The organism is Kitasatospora sp. NPDC004723, assembly GCF_040609255.1.
GTDB lineage: Bacteria > Actinomycetota > Actinomycetes > Streptomycetales > Streptomycetaceae > Kitasatospora.
The window spans coordinates 1-15,442 of record NZ_JBEXJT010000035.1 but is presented as its reverse complement, the minus strand read 5'-3'; the positions used below and the strand labels follow the sequence as shown (position 1 = coordinate 15,442).

20 protein-coding genes are annotated in these 15,442 nt (G+C 72.7%); 4 read left to right on the top strand and 16 right to left on the bottom strand.

Annotated features, from left to right (window positions below; genetic code table 11):
- Positions 1-71: 71 nt before the first annotated feature.
- The 4 genes from ABZW10_RS27250 to ABZW10_RS27235 form a co-directional block, all read right to left on the bottom strand.
- Entirely contained in the window at positions 72-1,097 is a 1,026-nt protein-coding gene (locus ABZW10_RS27250; protein WP_355370586.1) for a CU044_5270 family protein, read from the bottom strand.
- Positions 1,094-1,702 carry an RNA polymerase sigma factor gene (locus ABZW10_RS27245; protein WP_355370583.1) on the bottom strand — a complete coding sequence of 203 codons (609 nt, stop codon included), beginning with the start codon at positions 1,700-1,702 and terminating at the stop codon, positions 1,094-1,096. The genes ABZW10_RS27250 and ABZW10_RS27245 overlap by 4 nt, the downstream gene beginning before the upstream one ends.
- An 87-nt stretch (positions 1,703-1,789) precedes the next feature.
- Positions 1,790-1,975, bottom strand: coding sequence for a DUF397 domain-containing protein (locus ABZW10_RS27240; RefSeq protein ID WP_355370580.1), 186 nt, complete (start codon positions 1,973-1,975; stop codon positions 1,790-1,792).
- A gap of 4 nt (positions 1,976-1,979) precedes the next feature.
- Positions 1,980-2,843, bottom strand: a complete 864-nt coding sequence (locus ABZW10_RS27235; protein ID WP_355370577.1) for a helix-turn-helix transcriptional regulator — start codon at positions 2,841-2,843, stop codon at positions 1,980-1,982.
- A gap of 202 nt (positions 2,844-3,045) precedes the next feature.
- On the opposite strand from ABZW10_RS27235, the gene ABZW10_RS27230 reads away from it, so the two are divergent.
- Positions 3,046-3,408: an ATP-binding protein gene (locus tag ABZW10_RS27230; RefSeq protein WP_355370574.1), complete on the top strand. Its 363-nt coding sequence runs from the start codon at positions 3,046-3,048 to the stop codon at positions 3,406-3,408.
- A 374-nt stretch (positions 3,409-3,782) separates the two neighbouring features.
- On the top strand, positions 3,783-4,211 hold the full coding sequence (locus tag ABZW10_RS27225) for a hypothetical protein (protein ID WP_355370572.1): 429 nt from the start codon (positions 3,783-3,785) through the stop codon (positions 4,209-4,211).
- On the opposite strand, the gene ABZW10_RS27220 is transcribed toward ABZW10_RS27225, so the two are convergent.
- The 9 genes from ABZW10_RS27220 to ABZW10_RS27180 all read right to left on the bottom strand — a co-directional run bounded on the left by ABZW10_RS27220 (position 4,188) and on the right by ABZW10_RS27180 (position 12,247).
- Positions 4,188-5,582 carry a carotenoid oxygenase family protein gene (locus ABZW10_RS27220; protein WP_355370569.1) on the bottom strand — a complete coding sequence of 465 codons (1,395 nt, stop codon included), beginning with the start codon at positions 5,580-5,582 and terminating at the stop codon, positions 4,188-4,190. The two genes, ABZW10_RS27225 and ABZW10_RS27220, sit on opposite strands and share 24 nt — an antisense overlap.
- Positions 5,579-6,241, bottom strand: coding sequence for a WHG domain-containing protein (locus ABZW10_RS27215; protein WP_355370566.1), 663 nt, complete (start codon positions 6,239-6,241; stop codon positions 5,579-5,581). The genes ABZW10_RS27220 and ABZW10_RS27215 overlap by 4 nt, the downstream gene beginning before the upstream one ends.
- 119 nt (positions 6,242-6,360) lie before the next feature.
- The gene (locus tag ABZW10_RS27210; protein WP_355370563.1) at positions 6,361-7,647 is read right to left on the bottom strand and encodes a serine hydrolase domain-containing protein; all 1,287 of its coding nucleotides are present in this window, start codon (positions 7,645-7,647) and stop codon (positions 6,361-6,363) included.
- 214 nt (positions 7,648-7,861) lie between these two features.
- Complete coding sequence (locus ABZW10_RS27205) at positions 7,862-9,121, bottom strand: serine hydrolase domain-containing protein (protein WP_355370561.1); 1,260 nt, start codon at positions 9,119-9,121, stop codon at positions 7,862-7,864.
- Between the two features lie 222 nt (positions 9,122-9,343).
- A complete protein-coding gene (locus tag ABZW10_RS27200; RefSeq protein WP_355370558.1) occupies positions 9,344-10,114 on the bottom strand; it encodes a CDP-alcohol phosphatidyltransferase family protein in 771 nt (256 codons plus the stop codon).
- A 126-nt stretch (positions 10,115-10,240) separates the two neighbouring features.
- Positions 10,241-10,954 (bottom strand): YidC/Oxa1 family membrane protein insertase, encoded by a 714-nt coding sequence (locus ABZW10_RS27195; protein ID WP_355370555.1) that lies wholly within the window; start codon positions 10,952-10,954, stop codon positions 10,241-10,243.
- 104 nt (positions 10,955-11,058) lie between these two features.
- A complete protein-coding gene (locus ABZW10_RS27190) occupies positions 11,059-11,355 on the bottom strand; it encodes a DUF6412 domain-containing protein (RefSeq protein ID WP_355370553.1) in 297 nt (98 codons plus the stop codon).
- An 86-nt stretch (positions 11,356-11,441) separates the two neighbouring features.
- A complete protein-coding gene (locus ABZW10_RS27185; RefSeq protein ID WP_355370550.1) occupies positions 11,442-11,939 on the bottom strand; it encodes a hypothetical protein in 498 nt (165 codons plus the stop codon).
- 47 nt (positions 11,940-11,986) lie between these two features.
- Complete coding sequence (locus ABZW10_RS27180; RefSeq protein WP_355370547.1) at positions 11,987-12,247, bottom strand: hypothetical protein; 261 nt, start codon at positions 12,245-12,247, stop codon at positions 11,987-11,989.
- Positions 12,248-12,371: 124 nt separating this feature from the next.
- Here ABZW10_RS27180 and ABZW10_RS27175 point away from each other — a divergent pair, with 124 nt between their 5' ends.
- Together ABZW10_RS27175 and ABZW10_RS27170 are read left to right on the top strand one after the other, a co-directional pair.
- The gene (locus ABZW10_RS27175; protein WP_355370544.1) at positions 12,372-12,659 is read left to right on the top strand and encodes a type II toxin-antitoxin system prevent-host-death family antitoxin; all 288 of its coding nucleotides are present in this window, start codon (positions 12,372-12,374) and stop codon (positions 12,657-12,659) included.
- Complete coding sequence (locus tag ABZW10_RS27170) at positions 12,652-13,074, top strand: type II toxin-antitoxin system VapC family toxin (protein WP_355370541.1); 423 nt, start codon at positions 12,652-12,654, stop codon at positions 13,072-13,074. The genes ABZW10_RS27175 and ABZW10_RS27170 overlap by 8 nt, the downstream gene beginning before the upstream one ends.
- Before the next feature lie 16 nt (positions 13,075-13,090).
- Here ABZW10_RS27170 and ABZW10_RS27165 read toward each other — a convergent pair whose 3' ends face one another.
- The 3 genes from ABZW10_RS27165 to ABZW10_RS27155 form a co-directional block, all read right to left on the bottom strand.
- A complete protein-coding gene (locus ABZW10_RS27165) occupies positions 13,091-13,627 on the bottom strand; it encodes a hypothetical protein (RefSeq protein ID WP_355370539.1) in 537 nt (178 codons plus the stop codon).
- Positions 13,624-14,109 carry a hypothetical protein gene (locus ABZW10_RS27160; protein WP_355370537.1) on the bottom strand — a complete coding sequence of 162 codons (486 nt, stop codon included), beginning with the start codon at positions 14,107-14,109 and terminating at the stop codon, positions 13,624-13,626. The genes ABZW10_RS27165 and ABZW10_RS27160 overlap by 4 nt, the downstream gene beginning before the upstream one ends.
- A gap of 99 nt (positions 14,110-14,208) precedes the next feature.
- Complete coding sequence (locus tag ABZW10_RS27155; protein ID WP_355370534.1) at positions 14,209-15,321, bottom strand: Gfo/Idh/MocA family oxidoreductase; 1,113 nt, start codon at positions 15,319-15,321, stop codon at positions 14,209-14,211.
- Between the last annotated feature and the right edge of the window lie 121 nt (positions 15,322-15,442).

The window sequence follows — 15,442 nt, the reverse complement described above, 5'->3', positions numbered from 1 at the left end:
CGACCCAACGCCGGATCGGCCGTTCGCACAATAGTTCCGACGAGGACCGGTCAATGGCTGGCCGAATTGGCTCAATGGCTTGATTCCGCAGCTTCCGCCGGAGGCCGCTCGCCGGGGGCGCCGACGATGCACTGGACGAGCACGGCGGTGGAATCCACCTCGTCACCGGCGCTGCCCCACACTCCGTCCCGGATCAGGACGGTGCGGGTGCCGAGCAGTCGCAGCGTCGCGGGGTCGAAGATCCACTCGAAGCGCCGGCCGTCGTTCACCTGGGCCACGGCCACTCCGTGCCGACCGGTGGCGTCGACCGAGTCGTCCACGGCCACCACTCCGGGGATGCGGGCGGCGGCGCGGTAGAGCGCCGAGCTCACCTGGGGAGGGACGACCGAGTCGCGCAGGAGGTCGCCGATGGCGATGAAGGCCTGGTGGTCGGCCCCGGTGGTCGATGCGGAACCGGAGCCGTGGTTCAGCCGGGTGTCGTTGTAGATCAGCTTCAGCAGGGCGTCGGGGTCGGTCGGCAGGGTGGTCAGCAGGCGGTAGGTGGGGGAGTTCAGCGAGCCCTGGGCGGCGGGGACCCGGGAGTCGGCGCCGTCACGGCGTTCGAGGCCGGTCCGGCTGCCGTCCACGGCGGTCCAGCGCTCGGTGTCGGCGGTGAGGTGGGAGCGCGCCATGGTGCCGTCGGGGGCCTCGGTGAGGCTGCGGCTGTGGGAGACCGTCCGGAGGTACGTGAACTGGTCGTCCTGGGCGGGGGGTTGGGGCTGGGCGTAGGCGACCCTGGCGATCCGGTCGAGGAGTTCGACGGAGGCGGCGGTGGCGGGCGGCGGAGGGGTCTGCGAGGTGGCTGTGTCGGGGGTGAGGGAGGCGGCGGTGATGGCGGCGGCGGTGGCGACGGCGGCCACCACGACCAGGCCGCGCCAGCGGGCGGTGAGGGCGGAGAAGGGGCGGGGGCGGCCGAACTCGGCGAGCAGGACGTCACGGCGGGCGGCCAGGTGTGAGGGGGAGGGCTCCGGGTGGGGCGGCGGGGGGAGCAGCCGGGCGAGTTCACGGCGCTCGCTGTGTTCGTTCCACTCGGAGTGGTTGGTGCGCGTGTTGCTCATGGCCGCCTTTCCTGGTGGTGGCCCACGGACTGATGGCTGATGGCGAGGCCGGCCCTCCGGCGTGGTGCGGGGGGATCCTCGGCGTCGACGATCCGGCGGAGCTTGTCCCGGACCCGTGAGAGCCGGGAGCGGACGGTTCCGACGGGTATGCCGAGTGCCCGGGCGGTCTCGGCGTAACCGAGGCCGGCCCAGACGACGAGGGTGAAGACCTCGCGGTCCGGGCCGCCGAGCTGGTCGAGTGCCCGGACGGCGGCGGCGGCCGTGTTGGCGTCGGTGATCCGGCTGACGACCTCGTCGGCGAAGTCGGGGATCGGGTCGCGGCGGGGGAGCCGGGACATGGCGTCGCGGTGCCGGCGGGCGGTGCGGGCGGTGTTGCGGAGCACGTTGGTGGCGATGGCCAGCAGCCAGGCGCGGGGGTGGAGGACTTCGTCGCGGAGCTTCCGTCGGAGCCGCCAGGCTTCGAGGAAGGTGAGGGAGACGATGTCGTCCGCGAGGTCGCGGTCCCCGGTGGATCTGTACGCGTGCGCGAAGACCGTGCGAGCGTGCTGATCGTAGAGCTCGGCGAACAGCTGGCGCTCGCCGGCCTGCGTCTGCTTACTGGACAAGGAGAACTCCACGCAGATCTGGTGTCCGCAGGACGGAGGCGGTTCCAGGGAAGTTTGAGGAAGTTGGGAGGAAGAGAAGGAGGGGGGTCAGACGTCGAACTCCCCGTTGCGGACCCCGGAGAGGAGGTCGCGCCACTCCGGCAGGGTCAGCCGGGCTATGGAGGTCGGCAGAAGACTGCTCCGGACGTAGACCATGTCATCGGCCATGGCCACTTCTGGGCAACTCGCACCCTCGCCGCACGCTTTGGGGCGCTGCCAGCGGAGGTCATCCATCGTGCTAGATCTCTTTCTTGAGGACTGTGATGAAGTCTCGGGACTCCACCGGTGACAGGGAACGCTCTGTCATGGTTTCCAGAATGTGGCGATAGTTCTCCAGCTGTCGTTGCTCATGGAGGAACACTGGCCCACCAACCGCATCCAGTTGGAGCGTGTCCAGCCGGGGAACCGGGCCCTTCGCGTAGATGATCCCTTGCCCAGCCCCCTTGAAGCCGTCGGCCTCGAAGGTGAGCACATGGAGCGTGACGTGAGGGAGTTCCGAGAAGGTCAACAACTGCTCCAGTTGCCTCTGGGCAGCGTTGCGACCTCCAAAACGCATCCGGAGTGCAGCCTCGTGGACGACGGCTGTGTAGGGCTGGGCGCCTTTGGCCATCAGGAACGCTGAGCGCTGGGCTCGATTCTCGACGCGCGCTTCGAGCAGCCGAGGCGACAGCGGCGGATAGACGTCCTGGAAGATCGCACGCGCGTACTCCTCGGTCTGCATGGCTCCCGGGATGTGGCAGACCTGGTACGTGTGCATGCCTTGGGCGAAGAACTCCATCTCGGAGATGTCCAGGAATCCGGCCGGTACAGAGCCGCGATATTCGACCCACCATCCGCGATGCCGCTCCTCGGCCATACGGGACAGGGCATGGACGAACTCGGCATCGCTCTCCTCGTAGTCAGAGGCGAGAGCGCGGATGCGCTCCGAGTTGACCGGGTAGTACCCCTTCTCGATCTGAGTGATCTTCGTCCGATCGAGCCCGAGTAGTGCGGCGGCCTGGGCGGTCGTGCGGCCGATGCTGTTGCGCATCTTCCGCAGTTCGATACCGACCCGTTCCTGCCTGACCGTCGGGGTGGTTCGTGGTGGCATGCCCTCAAGCATCCACCTTGATTCCTCGGCGGGTCCAGCGATCCCTCTATCGAGTGATGAAGGTGGTAGAAGTGCCCGCACATGTGCCACCTCTGCCCTACAGTCTGTGATGCACCGCTCACCGGACGGATTGTCATCAACGTCCCTCAATAGGGCAGTTGGCACCCTCATGCCTCCATCCGGTGCGCCCCCACCTACACCGCTGGGAGTCCCCATGTGTAACCGCAACACCCCCTCCCTCACCGTCTCCCGCGAGGCGCTCCGTTCCGCCATGAACCTCGCGGGCTTCCGGCCCGACGCCATCGCCGATGCCGAACTCGCCCTCGTCGAACTGATCGTCAACGCCTGGCGTCACGGTCGCACGGACTCGCCCGTCGTCCTCGTCCTGTTCCTCGACCGCACGCTCAGGGTCTCGGTCGCCGACAACTCCTCCGACCTCCCCGACCCCCGCACCCCCGCCGGGCTCGCCGAATCCGGCCGGGGCCTCCAGCTCGTCCAGGGCCTCACCCACCGGTGGGGCGCCGAGCCCCAGAAGCTCGGCAAGCTGGTCTGGTTCGAGCTCGACCACGCCGCCTGACCATGCTCGGTCTACTCGCCCTCATCATCACCGCGGCGATCGTCGGCGCCGTCTGCCGACTCCGCTCGGACTTCCTCCACGACCCCCACCGCCACGACCGCGACCACCGCATACCCGAGTAGCCCCCGCCCGGGGCGGCGCGGCGCGGCGCGCGCCCGACCTGACCGGCTGCCCGGTCGGCCAGGTCGGACGCATCCGCCACCGTCGTTGCCCCGTCATCGCCCGCCGCAGGGGGTGGGCAGGGATGACGACGACCGTGGCCCGATCATCGTCCAGGTGCCGAACTCCCCTCGTCCACCTGCCGATCGGCGGGTCGAAGCTCCTCCCCGGAGCGCACTCCGGAGGCGGAGACCTGCGCTGCTACCCTCCCCGGCGTGTCGAAATCAACGCAGTATGCCGTCCCCGCCGTCGTGTTGGCGTTCCTCCTGGTGCTCGGCGCCTTCCTCGTGCTCCCCTCCCTCCTCTCCACCGACCCGCCGCCGAGCCCGGCGGGCCGATGGGTGGTGGAGGGGCCGGCCGATGCCCAACTGGAGCTGGTGGAGGGCGGACGGCTCGGCCGGTCTTCCGCGATACCGGCGTCCGCTTGCGAGGATCCCGGATCCCCTTCCACGGCGAGCGTTGTGAAGGTGACGGAGGGAGCCTGGCGCTACCGCCAGGACCCGGAATCCGACCACCTGGTGACGGTCAGCATCGAGCGGCCCCTGCGATGCACCCTCACGTTCGTGAACCACATCACCGACAGCGGGAAGCACATCCTCCGGTCCACGGGCTCCAGTAACTCATTCGATCTCGTGCGCCCCTGACTCACCGTCCGGCACCCAGTTGCCGTGCAGGCCGAGCGGTACGCGTACCGGCAGGTGGATGCGGGCGACCGGCTCGCCGCCGAAGTCCTGGGCGGCGAGGATCACCAGGTCGGCGGCGCCGCGCTCGGGGTTGTGGACGTAGGCCATCACATAACCGTCGTCCTCCGCCGCCGGGTTCTCGCCCGCCACGAACACGCCCTCTCCGACCGCCCCGAACCGCCCGAACTCATGGGCCTCGGTGGTGCCGCGCAGCAGGTCGTGCTTGAGCAGCGCGTTGCTGAAGCCCTCGTCCGGGCGCGGGTTGTCCACGCCGGTCGGTGGCGCGTACAGCTCGACGGCGGCAGCGTATCCGTACCGGTACGGCCGCCCGGTGTAACGGGGGTTGAGTCGCGGGAACTCCTGCACGCGGTCGTCGAGCCGTTCCTCCCGTACCCGCCCGCCGCCCGCGAGGTCGACGGTCCAGCGGTCGAGGGTCGGCCGGCTCCGTCCGACGTCCCGGATGGTGAAGCCCTCGGGGTGGCGCACGATGTCGACGACGACGTCCGTGCCGTCCTCGTACGCGTTGAGGGTGTGCCCGACGAGGCTCGGCGCGATCTCGAACCAGCGGACCTCGCCGCCCTCCCGGGGCATCACGCCCACCCGCGCCTGGTGGTTGTCGTCCCAGACGAACGGCACGCCGGTGCCGAGGTGGGCCGCGCTGAAGACCACGGGCCCGTCGAAGAGCACGACATATTGCTCCGTCAGCGCGAAGTCGTGCATGTACGGGCTGCCCGGCGTGGGGATGGTCGTCGCACGCCTGACGGTCCCGGTGTCGTCCATCACGATGTGCTGGACGGCCTCGACGCCGTAGAGGAAGGCGAGCGAGTGCAGTTCGCGGGTGCGCGGATCGAACACCGAGTGCGCGTTGGCGGTGTAGCCCTCGGGCGTGCCGCCGAGGTCGCAGGCGCCCACCGTGTCCAGCTCGTACGTCAGCTCGTACGGCTTCAGCCCGCCCTCGATCAGGGCGAAGGTGCGGCCGTTCAGCCCGGCGACCTGGACGTTCGGGGCGAAGTCCATGCGTTCGTCGACCGGCCCGCCACGGCGCGGTTCGCCGAGCCGGTCGGCGACCGAGGCGGACCGGACCCAGCGGTTGCGGTACCACTCGGCGCGGCCGTCACGGATGCGGACGCCGTGCACCATGCCCTCGCCGAGGGTCCAGAGATGGGCGGCCGGGTCCTCGACGCCGAGCGGGTTGGGGCCGGTGCGCAGGTACCGGCCGTTGAGGTGGGCGGGTATCCGGCCGGTGACGGGGAGGTCGTAGGCGGTGACCTCCTCGGTGACGGGGGCGAAGTTGCCCGACAGGTAGCGGTTGGTGCGCGTCGGGCCGGTCATGCGTTCCGTCCTCCGTCGGACTCGTCGGACTCGTCGGACTCGTCGGGCCGGTGGTCGTCGGCCAGGAAGGCGTAGCCGACCGCCGTCATTAGCGCCGTGTAGCGGCGGGCCGCGCTCTCCGGCGGGAAGTGGCCGGCGAGTTCGAGGCTGACCGCGCCGTGCGCGGCGGCCCAGAACAGCTTGGAGATCTCGTACGGATCCCCGGGTCGGAAGACCCCGGCGTCGATGCACGCCTGGACGGCGGCCACGGACGCGTCGAAGGCGCTTTGGGCGGAGGCGAGGGATTCGGCGTTCGGACGGTAGCCGGGGATGGCGTGCTCGAACATGACGCGGTAGTAGGCGGGTTCGGCCAGGGCGTGCTGCCGGTAGGCGGCGCCCAGCTCATCGAGGTGGGTCAGCGGGTCGGCGTTGCGCGGGGTGCGCTCCTGGGCGCGGCGCAGCCGGGCGAACCCCTCCCGGTACAGGGCGTCGGCGAGTCCTTCCTTGGCGCCGAACATGGTGTAGAGGACCTTGGTCGACGCGCCGATCTCGGTGGCGACCCGCCGCATGGTCAGTGCGGCGGGGCCGTCGGCGATGAGGAGGCCGATCGCGCAGTCGAGGACGGCGGCGCGGGCCGATTCCTGGCCGCGCTGTAACGCGTCCTGGTAGATCGTATTCATGGGTAACAACGTAACCGATGGAAAACGCCGTTACCACCCGATGTCCACAAGGGAACTGACGAAGCATCGACCCGGGTTCGGGCGCCACCCCGTGGTCGGCGCCCGAACCGGGTCCTCGGTCAGCGCGCGGCGCCCGCCGCGCCCGCGCCCCGCAGGGCCGACAGCCCCGCCGCCGCGTCCGCGGCCGCGCCGGCCGGAGCCTGCGCGCCGCACAGCGTCTTGATCGCCACGTTGACGGCCGCCTCGTCGAGACCCGACTGGTCCGTGCCCTCGTACGGGTTGTACGACAGCGCGACCTGCCGCTTCCCGTCCGCCGTGCCGAACAGCAGCGTGCCCCAGCCCGGCAGCCCGCCGTCGTGGCCCCACAGCGGGCCGCAGCCGAAGTCGGCCTTGGCGACGCCGAGTCCGTAGAACGAGTGCCCCGAGCCGGTCGGCACCGTCCGCGTCAGCTCGGCCTGCTCGGCCGGCCGCAGCAGCTTGCCGCCGAACAGGGCGGCGTGGAAGCGGTTGAGGTCGGCGGGCGTGGAGATCCCGTTGCCCGCCGCGTCGGCGACGGTCGTGTTCAGCCGGGTGATGTCCGCCGGGCCCTCCGCCAGCTTGGCGTACGCGTGGGCGTGCGGGCCGCGCACACCGGTCTCGGACCGGGGGAAGGTCGTGTCGTCGAGGTGCAGCGGCTTGACGATCCGCCGCTCGACCTCGCTCTGCCAGCTGTGCCCGGTCAGCTTCCGGATCAGCATCCCGGCCAGGACGTAGTTGGTGTTCGAGTACTTCCAGCCCTGTCCCGGCGCGAAGTACGGCGCGTGCGAGAAGCCGATCGCGACCAGTTGCTCCGGCCGGTAGTCCTGCCACCGGCTCGACCCGTGGACCCAGTCGCGCAGGCTCGCCTCGTCCCGGTAGAAGAACTGCGGGTCCTCCAGGTAGTCGAACAATCCGCTGGTGTGGTTGAGCAGTTGGCGCACGCTGATCGCGCCGCCGTTCGGGACGAGGCCCGGCAGGTGGCGCTCCACCGGGTCGTCCAGCCGCAGCCGGCCCTCGGCGACCAGCTGGAGCACGACCGTCGAGACGAACGACTTGGTGACGCTGCCGATCCGGAACCGGCCGTCCGGCCTGACCGGCTGCCCGGTGGCCAGGTCGGACGTGCCGGCGGCGCCCTGCCAGATCCGGCGGCCGTCCTGCCGGACCTCGGCGAACGCGGCCGTCGAGGAGCCGTCCGCGATGAACGCCCGCAGCTCCGCCCGGGCGTCGACGCCTCCCCTGCGGGCGTCGACCCCGGCGGGCGCGTCCGCCGCCGCGGCCGTCGCCGCCGGGGCGAGCGCGACGACGCTCGCCCCGGCCAGCGCGACGGCCGCCAGCCGCTTCCCCAACCGGCCGCGTCTGCGCGGTGCTTGAACCTGAATGAACGCCATATCGATCCACCCTCCCCGGCCCGGACCTCGGGCCTCTCGTCTCACTCAGGCTCGCATCCGCCCCACCCGCCCCGCGTCGTCCTGCGGATGGCCCCGGAGGCCCCCGGCGGTCCACCGGCGGTATCCCGGGACCCGGTCGAACGGCGGGGGTGGCCGCGATGGCTAATCGGCATCAGCGGGCTTGACGCCCGTGTGTCCCCGCCCGGCCGGTCGCTCAAGGCAGCAGCGTGAACGGCGACTTCGCCGTGCGCGTGTCCGTGGTGGCGGCACCGGCCGGGCCGCACGACGCCTTCTCGATGAAGGCGTTCAGCGTGGTCAAGGTGTCATCGGTCTCGGACCCCTGGGTGAGGTTGTAGGAGAGCGAGAACTGCCGGGTGCCGTCCTTCGCCCCGAGCCACAGCGTGTTGTACCCCGGTATCCCGCCGGTGTGGCCCCAGACCTCGCCGCAGGACAGGTCGTACCGGATCAGGCCCAGCCCGTAGTGCGCGAAGATCAGTGGCGCAGGCACGGCCGTGGTCATCTCCGCGAACCGGGCCGGCGACAGCAGCTTGCCGCCGAACAGGGCGGCGTGGAAGCGGTTGAGGTCGGCGGTGGTGGAGATGCCGTCGCCGGCCGCGTCGCCGAAGCTCGGATTGATCAGCGTGATGTCGGCCGGGCCCTCCGGCAGCTTGGCGTAGCCGTGCGCGTGCGGTCCGGGGACGCCCGTCCGGGCGCCCGCGAACGTGGTGTCGTTCAGGTGCAGCGGCTTGACGATCCGCCGGTCCACCTCGCTGCGCCAGTTGTGCCCGGTGACCTTGCGGATCACCTCGCCGATGAGGACGTAGTTGGTGTTCGAGTAGTGCCAGCCCTGCCCGGGCGGGAAGTACGGCGCCGCCTGCACGCCGACCTCGATCAGCTGGGCCGGGCTCCAGGTCTTCCAGCGGCGGTCGGCGAGGTAGCTGCGCAGGCTCGCCTCGTCCTCGAAGAGGAAACGAGGGTCCGACAGGTAGTCGTACAAGCCGCTGGTGTGGTTGAGCAGTTGCCGCAGGGTGATCGCGCCGCCGTTCGGGACGACACCCGGCAGGTAGTGCTCGACCGGGTCGTCCAGCCGGAGCTTGCCCTCGTCGGCGAGCTGGAGCGTGACCGTGGAGACGAAGGTCTTGGTGACGCTGCCGATCCGGAACCGGCCGTCGGCGCGGGCCGGCCGCTGCGAGTCGAGGTCGGCGACCCCGGTGGCGTCCCGCCAGACCCGGCGGCCGTTCTCGCGCGCCTCGCCGAGCGCGGCGGTCGAGGAGCCGCGCTCGACGACGGCCCGCAGCTCGGGGCCCAGGTCGACCCGGGCGGCGGCGTCGGCCGATACGGCGGGCGGTGCGGCCGTCCCTCCGGCGGCCGTCGCCGCCGTCGGAGCGAGCGCGACGACGGTGGCCCCGGCCAGTGTGACGGCGGCGAGCCGCACGGTGCGGCGGCCGGCGCGGGCGGTGCGGGTGACGTTCATGGTGATCCCTCCCCGGGGCCCGAACTCCGGTGCCCCGAACCCACGTTCGCACCCGGTCCGACCGGCCCGCGTCGTCCTCCGGGGGCATCGCCGTGGCCCCCGAGGACGGTTCGCCGTGCGACGGGAGAGGGGGGTTGCGCGCCCCCGAATCACCGCGTGGACGCTTGACGGCGCGCCGCCCCGCAGGTCGGCGCGCCGTTCCGAAGCCGTCCTACGTGCGGCTCAGCGCAGCCGGGAAGAGGACAGGATCGACGCCAGGTGCGCGACCACCATCCCCCAGGTGATCACGGTGATCGCGGCGACCGTCGCCTGCGTCGGGTCGGTGTTGCCGACCACCGTGTCCACGACGGCCGCCGCCAGCAGCACCAGTGAGGCCTCGATCCCGTTGGTCACCCGGTGGATCTTGAACACCGAGGCCAGCCGGCGCGCCGTCGCGATGCCCTGCGAGCGGGGCTGCGTCGACTCCTCGTTCGCCGGGGCCATCCCGCTGCGCGCCCGCGCCACGTCCACCAGGTCGGTCGACGCCTTCAGCAGCACCACGCCGAGCGCGGCCGCCAGGCCCACCGACACCCACAGCTCCGACCCGCCCCGGGCGGCCCGGACACCCGCGCCGATCATCAGCGCGGCGTCCGCCAGGTACGCGCCGAGCCGGTCGACGTACACCCCGGCGATGCTGAACTGCCGCTTCCAGCGGGCCACCTCGCCGTCGACGCAGTCGAACAGCAGGAAGCCCTGCATCAGCGCCACCGCCAGCACCGCGCCCGGCAGCCCGGGGATCAGCAGCGCCGCCCCGGCGCCCACCCCGCAGACCACCATCACCCAGGTCAGGGTGTTGGGCGACACCGAGGTCCGCACCAGCTGCCGGGTGACCCGCAGCGAGACGGCGCGCATGTAGAGCCGTCCCGCCCAGTGCTCCCCGTTGCGGCTCGCCAGCTTCGCCTGCGGCTGGCAGACCTCCCGCAACTCGGCCAACGCCGGAGCAGCGACCGCCATGATCCGAACCTTCCCTTCGCCCGTGTGATCTCACCCGCGTGATCTCACCTGTGTGATCGTCCGGCCCGACCGGTCCAAACGATCACACAGGCTAGAGGAGGCCGGACGGTCCGGCCGACCCGGGCGTCACACCAGGGCGACGCCCGCCGGCTCCGGCGCGCCGTCCCGGTACAGCCAGGCGCGCTCGACGGCGGTCCAGGTGGTGGTGGTCAGCAGGTAGACCCCGGCCGCCAGCGGTACGAGGGCTGCGAACAGCACCGTGCCGAAGGACAGGTACGGCAGGAACGCCAGCCCCGGCTGGGGCGGGGTGCCCGGCACCGCCTTGGCCGCCTGCACGGCCTGCGCGCGCCGGGCCCGCCGGAAACCGGCGTACGCCACCGCCGCCAGGCCCGCGTACAGCACGGCGAACACCGCCCACTGCCCCGCGCCCTGCACCTGGCCCACGTGCAGACCGAGCGGGGCGCCGAGCAGGGTGTGGCCGAGCAGGTCGTTCGGCGTGGTGAACAGCCGGTACATCACCGAGAAGAACGGGATCTGCACCAGCATCGGCAGGCACCCCGCGAACGGCGAGGCCTTCTCCTCCCGGTACAGCTCGGCGAGCGCCGCCTGGAGCTTCTCCGGGCGGCCCTTGTGCTGGCGGTTCAGCTCGGCGACCCGCGGCGCCAGCCGGGCGCGCGACTTCTCGCCGCGGGCCGCCGCCCGCGCCAGCGGGTGCAGCGCCAGCCGGACGCAGACGGTGAACAGGACGATCGCGAGCGCGGTCGGGACGACGAGCGCGAGCGCGGCGACGACGTCGTGGGCCAGGCCGACGGCCGGGTCGAGAACAGCGAAAACGGACATGACGGGGTGAGCCCTCCGGGGCCTCGGGGTACGAGTGGTCGGCGGAGGACGGCCGCGCTGTGCGGTGTGCCGGGAAGGACTTGCTGCCGGGACTACTACCGGGACTACGCGGCCGCCGGGGCCGCCCCCGGGGCCCTCGGGCGTCGCCGGCCCCGGGCATCCGGATCGCGCTGCGGAAGGAACGCCGTCCGGAACGCGCGCCTGCGCAGCATCCCGTCCCGTACGTTCGCGGGCGCCCGCGCCCCCAGCAGCCGCGCGACGACCAGCGCCCCCGCGACCGCCCCGGCCACCAGCACCACGGCGGCCGCGGCCGCCACCGAGGTCAGCGACCCGCCACCCTCGGCGAGCCACTCCCCGCTCAGCACCCGGAGCACCCCGAGCAGCATCGCGATCACCGTCACGTCCCCGCCCTCCCTGTGCGCTCCGGACCCGTGCGTTCAGTGTTCCAGACCGGGAAGACGATCGGACCCCCGCCCCGGTTCCCGGTTCAGGGTGTGTGCATCGCGCTGACCCACACCTGACTCGTCCCGTCGTCCCGTGCGGCGAAGCAGACGCGTGTGCCGATCTGCTTGGCCGGACCCGGTGAGTAGAAGTCCCCGCAGGTCAGCGGGAGCGTGCTTGATGGATCGGGCGCGCCCACGTGCTGGAAGCCGTCCAGATCCGCGCTCTGGACGTACCTGCTCTCGGCCCAGCCCGAGACAGTGAGGGTGCCCTTGAAGTCCTCCAGCCCGGCCTGCGGCACACGGAACGCGAGGACGGCGAAGTCGTCCTGGAACCCGTTCTGGTAGCCCCACCGGACGTCGATCGCCGCGGCCGGGATTCCCACATGGGCGAAGCGGGACACCTCGTCCGCGCTCGTGGACATCCAGGCGCCTGGCCGCCCACTGTCGGGCTCGGGATGGCGAGACTCGTAGTCCAGCCAGTAGAGGCCGCCCACGGCGGCGGCCACCAGCACGACCAGTGCCGTGAATCCGCCGATCAGCAACCGCCGACGGGAGCGGCCGGCCGTTGCCGAGGCTCGTGACGTGGAGGTCACCGTGTCTCCCTCCCGGCGTCGGTACGCCCGCCCTCCCGGTCGGTGTACCGCTCACCCGTGCCCGCAGGCAGAACCGGCCCGGTGTCGCTCACCGTCCGGGTCGACGGTGTACTTCGGCCGTTCAAGTTGTATTCCTGTGCCAGGCCCGTCTGGTGGAGGCCCTGCATGTCCGAGTCCGAGACGTTGATACCGGCGATGTTCGTGCTCTTGCCCGAGTCCCAGTTGTACCGGTCCCACACATTGACCTGGTACTGCATCCCCCCCATTGTGACTGCTCGTGTGCGCAGCGTAACGAATGGGTGGCGTCCGTGCGATCGATTTATTGGATCGGATCGAGCGCGAGGTGTAGCCGCAGGTGCTACACGGGGCTACCTTGGGAGGATGAAGACGATTACCCAGCGGGAGTTCCGGAACAACTCCGCCGCGGTGATGGACGCCGTGGAGGCGGGGGAGACCTTCCACATCACCAGGAACGGGGTCGAGGTCGCGGAGCTGCGGCCGGTCGTGGGGCGGCGGCGGCTCACGGCGGAGGAACTGGTGGCGCGGCACGTGAAGCTGCCGCGGGTGGACTACCAGCAGATGCGCAAGGAGGCCGAGGAGGACTTCGGCCCGGAGGAACTGGTCGGCGACGAGGACGGCGACCCGTTCGAGCGGCCGCGGCGTGGCTGAGCGACGGCGGGCCTCCCGGCGGCGACCCGCCGGGGTGCTGGACACCTGTGTCTACATCGACCTGGCGCTGCTCAGCCCGGCCGACCTGCCGGCCGTGCCGGAGCTGACCGCGATCACCTTCGCCGAACTGCAGCAGGGCGTCTCGATGGCCCGCGACCCGATCAGCCGGGCGGCCCGGATGGAGGTGCTGGGCGCGGCGATGGCGGACTTCGAGCCGCTGCCCTTCGACGCGGCCGCCGCCGCCCGCTACGGCACCCTGGTGACGCTGACCATCGCCGCCGGGCGGCAGCCGCGTCCGCGCCGGATCGATCTGATGATCGCCGCGATCGCCTCCGCGCACGGCCTGCCGCTGTACACGCGCAACGTCGCGGACTTCAAGGGGCTGGGCTCGGCGGTCGAGGTCATCGGCGTCTGATCCCGCTCGGCCCCGCTCAGCCGCCCCCGGTCCGCAGGGCCGCCGCGCCCTCCCGCTCGACGCGCTCGGCCAGGGCCGCCGCGGCGAGGGCGGCGGGCCGTTGGTCACGCCCGCGGTGCACGACCACGGGCTTTCCGCCCGCTCCCACGGCGGCGACGACGGCCCAGCGCGGCCGGCCGGAGAGCCGGAGGAACAGCAGGCGGAGGCCGTGGTCGAGCCCCAGCAGCAGCAGGACCGGCAGCAGGAGGACGACGCCCAGCCCGTCGGTGATCTGGCCGCCTCCCGAGGCCGACGGGCGGCAGGCCCTGGCCACGGCCCGGAACCGGCCGAGCCAGACCACCGCGATCCGCACCGGCTCGCCGCCGTCCGGGCCGCCGACCTCGGTGAACGCATGGCGCTCGCCGCGCTCGCCGCGCGCCCAGGCCGCCCGCAGGGCAGCCGCGCGTTCGACCCGCGTGCGCTCCGCCCGCGCCGCGTCGGTCGCCGCCGCCCGTCGTTCGAACTCGGCGGTCCACTCCCGCTCCCGGCGGCGCTGCTCCTCGTCCCTCGTCATGTGAGGGCGGCGGTGCCGTCGTGTTCGATCCGGTCGGCGAGCGCCGACGCGGCGATCAGGGCCTGCCTGCGGCGGCGGGTGCGGTGGACGGCGAGGGGGCTGCCGTCGGTGGTGGCGAGCACGGCGTAGTGCGGGCGGCCGGTCAGCTCGATGAACAGCCAGCGCAGGGCGAGGCCCAGCAGCGCGAGGGCGCCGACGAGTTCCGACAGCGCGGCGAGGCCTCCCAGGAGGCCGGCGAGGAAGCGGCTGCGGGTCCGGCGCCTGTCGGGCTCGCGGCCGGCGGGCAGTCCGGCGCCGGCCCACACGACCCGCAGGCCGACCGGCCGGCCGTCCGGGGCGGTCACGGTGACCGGCGTCCCGTGCACGTTCTCGCCCCGGGCCCAGCTGCGGCGCTGCAGGGCGACCGCGTCGGCCCGGGCCCGCTGCTGCTGGTCCGCCTTGTCCGCCCGGCCCTGGCGGTACCGCTCCTCCCAGGTCTGCATGGGGTGCAGCGTAGGCGGACGGGGGAGCGGGCCGGTAGGTGCGGCGGGCCGAGTTCAGCGGAGTTCAGCGGCGGGCCGGGGCCGGGGCCGGGGCCGGGGTCAGCCGAGCCGGACGGTGGTGCCGGTGGCGGCGGAGGCGCGGGCGGCCTCCAGGACGGTGAGGGTGGCGACGGCGTCGCGCGGGTCGACCGGCGGCGGGGTGCCGGGGGTGGCCAGGGCGGCGGCGACGCCCGCGTAGAAGGCGGGGTAGTCGCCGGGGTCGGTGGGCACCGCGACGGCGGACCCGTCGGTGCCGAGGACGCCGTCGCGGGCGGGGTCCTCGGTGCCCCAGGGGGTCCCGGCGGCGGGGTCGGGGCGCAGCCCGGAGCGCAGCGCGGCCTCCTGCGGGTCCATGCCCCACTTGACGTACCCGGCGGTGTCGCCGAGGACCCGCAGGTGCGGGCCGATCAGCGGGGCGACGGCGCTGGTCCACAGGTGGGAGCGGGTGCCGTCGGCGTGGGTGAGGGCGAGGAAGGCGTCGTCGTCGACCACCGCGCCGTCGCGCCGGATGTCGATCTCGGCGTACACCGTGTCGGCCGGCCCGAAGAGCGTGAGCGCCTGGTCGACGAGGTGGCTGCCCAGGTCGTAGAAGGTGCCGCCGACCTCGGCCGGGTCGGCGAGCTCGCGCCAGCCCGCCTTGGGCTTGGGCCGGAAGCGCTCGAAGCGCGATTCGAAGCGGTGCACCCGGCCGAGCGCGCCCTCGCGGACCAGCCGGGCGGCGGTGAGGAAGTCGCCGTCCCAGCGGCGGTTCTGGAAGACGGTGAGCAGGGTGCCGCCGGCCTCGGCGAGTTCGCACAGCTCGCGCGCCTCGGCGGCGGTCCCGGCCAGCGGCTTGTCGACCACGGTGGCCAGCCCGGCGGTCAGGGCGGCGCGGGCGAGCGGGGCGTGGGTGCGGTTGGGGGAGGCGATGACGACCAGGTCGAGCGCCTCCGGGTCGGCGAGCAGCTGCTCGGGCGTGTCGACGGCGCGCGCCCCGGGGTGCTCGCGCCGCAGCTGCTCCCGGCGCTCCGGGTTGGCGGTGACCACCGCGTCCAGCCGGAGCCCGGGGGTGGTGGCGATGAGCGGGGCGTGGAAGGCGGAGCCGGCCAGGCCGTAGCCGATCAGACCGACGCGGAAGGGCGGGTGACCGCCGGAGGGGCCGGTCGGCGGGACGGGGCGCGCGGAGGTCGTCATACGGCCTACTCAACCACGGCGCGCCCGCCCGGCCCCGGATTCGGCGCCGCCATGGGGCGGGCCGGGGACGGGGGGCCGGGGGGCGGGGGCGGGGGGGGCGCCCGGCCGCCCCACATCGGAA